1 protein-coding gene and 1 pseudogene are annotated in these 2663 nt (G+C 75.0%); one reads left to right on the top strand and one right to left on the bottom strand.

All coding sequences use genetic code 11. The features are described 5' to 3' along the window. The coding region (locus HO151_RS05240; RefSeq protein WP_173894934.1) for a Nif3-like dinuclear metal center hexameric protein at window positions 1–515 on the bottom strand (515 nt) is incomplete at its 3' end. 231 nt (window positions 516–746) lie between these two features. Here HO151_RS05240 and HO151_RS05235 point away from each other — a divergent pair. Next, window positions 747–1820, top strand: a pseudogene (locus HO151_RS05235) (hypothetical protein); the annotation flags it as partial. Window positions 1821–2663 lie beyond the last annotated feature (843 nt).

Below are 2663 nucleotides of genomic sequence, written 5' to 3'. Positions count from 1 at the left end.
GCGACGCGGATGCCCTGCGCGGTGGCGGGCAGCCGCTCGGCGGCACGGGCGGCGAACTCGCGGACGGTCAGCGGGCGGTCCGGTTCACAGATACGGCCGAGGCCGCGACGGCCCCCGGGGTCGGCCGGGTCCGGCACGAGGGGCCGCAGGACCCGCAGGTCCAGCGCGCCCGCGAGGGCGTCGCTCACCCCCGGGTCGGCGCGGTCCGCGTTCGTGTGGGCGACGTGCAGGGCGATGTCGTTCCTGATGAGCGTGTGCACGACGCGGCCCTTGGCGGTCGAGGCCGCCACCGTCGTCGTACCGCGCAGGTAGAGCGGGTGGTGGGTGATCAGCAGGTCCGCGCCCAGCTTCACCGCCTCGTCCACGATCTCCTGGACCGGGTCGACGGCGAACAGGACACGGGTGACCTCCTGGTCGGGGTCTCCGCAGACCGTCCCGACCGCGTCCCATGCCTCCGCGCTCCCCGGGGGCCAGAGGGCGTCGAGCGCGGCGATTGCTTCAGACAGACGGGGCACGCACAAAAGGCTACCTGCCCCGGGGGCCTGCCCGACCGGCCGCTCCGGTGATCACCTGGCCGGGCGTCCCCCCTCGTCCCGCTGTCATCCCACCCTCATCCCGCTCAGCACATCCGCCTCCGTTCCCTCAGGCGAACCGGAAAGTGGCCACTCTTATGTGTGAAGGGGCTGGCTGCGGGTCCCACGTCTGTGCGTGCGAAAACTAGTTTCGACGCCGGAGGTGACCGAACCATGGCGGCCTGTGCGATCGAGTCCGCGGCGGCGTCCGGAAACGGGGACAGGGAGGGGGGTGGGAGCGGGGTAGGAAGCGGGGGCGCGAGCGGGTCCGTCGCACGGGCAGGGTGCGTGATCGGCTTCGACGGGTCCTACGCGGCCCGGCTGGCCCGCAGCGGCGCGTCCTGGTTCCCGGAGCGCTGGACGCTGGACGGTCCCGAGCCCTACGCCGTGCCGCTGCCCGGCAGCCAGCCCGAGGAGCCCGGCACGGAGGTGCTGCCGATGGCGGACGGGCGGGTGCTCGTCCACCGGGTCGCCGACGGTCGGCACATGTTCTCGCTGCTGTATCCGACGGGGCATCCGACGGGGCCCGGGACGGGCGAGGTACCGCTCGGCGCGATCGAATGCCCCGAGCCCGGAACGGAGCTGTGGCTGCTGCCGCCCGCTCCTGGCGGCACGCGCGCGTACGCCCTCGCCGTGGGGCCCGGTTCGACGGCCGTGTGGCTGGTGGCGGGCGGCACCTTCGGGCCCGAGCACCTCGCGGAGGTGCCGGGCCGCTGCTCGGGCGGGGTGTGGCTGGGCGGCGGGGACCGGCTGCTCGCGCTGGACCGGGAGGCGCCGCGTGGCAGGACGAAGGCGGTGGTGGTCGATCTGGAACGCGGGGGCGAGGTGTCGCCGCTGTTGCAGATCGCCGAGGACAGCGACGACCGGCTGCTGCTGGCGGACGCCGACAGCGGGCTGCTCCTGGTCCGCTCGGACGCGCCCTCACCGGGGCGGGAGCGGCTCGGCTGGGGGGTGCTGGGCAGCACGCTTCCGGTCCGGTTCCCGGAGTGCCTCCAGCCGGCCGGCTGCACGGTCACTCCGTTCGCGATCCAGCCGGGGCTGGTGCTGACGCCGGAGAACTGCGCGGTCGCCCTGCGGATCGACGGTGCCTCGGGCAGCTGGCTCGGGGTGTGGCGTCCGGCGGAGCGCCGGCTCCATCAGTTTCGCGCTCCGGAGGGGTGGTTGACCGGTTCCGGGTGGTGGAGCAGGGACGGGGTCCTTCGGCTGCCGTACGCGACGGAGGCGGTGCCGTGCGGCATGGCGTTGGTCGAGGCGCCCGTGAGGGCGGACACGGAGATGAAGGGTGCGGAGGTCAAGGGTGCGGGGGTGAAGGGTGCGGAGGTCAAGGGTGCGGGGGTGAAGGGTGCGGATCCCCAGGACCCGGCGGCGTCCCAGCCCGTGCCGCTCCGGCAGGCCCCGCTCCGGCAGGCCCCGCCTTGTCCGGACCCGCCTTGTCCGGACCCGCCTTGCCCGGACCCGCCTTGCCCGGACCCGCTCCAGCAGGTCCCGACTCATCTGGTCCCGCCTCGCCGGAGCCCGCTGACGAGCCGGATGGTCGCGAGCGCCTTCGCGGGGCGCCGGGCAGCGCAGTCGACGATGGGGCGGGGACGAGAGCGAGGGCTCGGGGAGGGGACGGAGGGGAGTCCCTCCCCGGGCCCTGAGGGGAGTTCCTCGTCAGGTGTGGAAAAGGGTCTTCCTCCGGGCGGGGACGCCTTCCGGGGCGGAGGGCCGGGGAACCTGCCGCCGACGACCCCGGACCTGGGCGGGGATTCGGTCGGGGGTTCGGGCGGGGATTCGGGCGAGACCTCGGTCGGGGGCCTGGGCCGAAACTCGGCCGTGGGATCGGCCGTGGGGATGGCCGTGGGATCGGCCGTGGGGATGGCCGAGGGATCGGCCGTGGGGATGGCCGAGGGATCGGCCGTGGGGATGGCCGAGGAGGTGGCTGAGAGGGCGGCCGAAGGGTCGGCCAAGGATGCCGAGCCCGCCGCGGCCGACTTCACCGCGGCATTCGCGGACACCCAGTCGGCCCCGCCGACCCCGGCGACCCAGGCGGCCCTGCCGACCCCGGCGGCTCCGGCGACCCCGGCGGCTCCAACAGCCCCGGCGGCCCCG

The organism is Streptomyces sp. 8P21H-1 (assembly GCF_013302945.1).
This window is presented reverse-complemented; position numbering and strand designations above follow the sequence as displayed.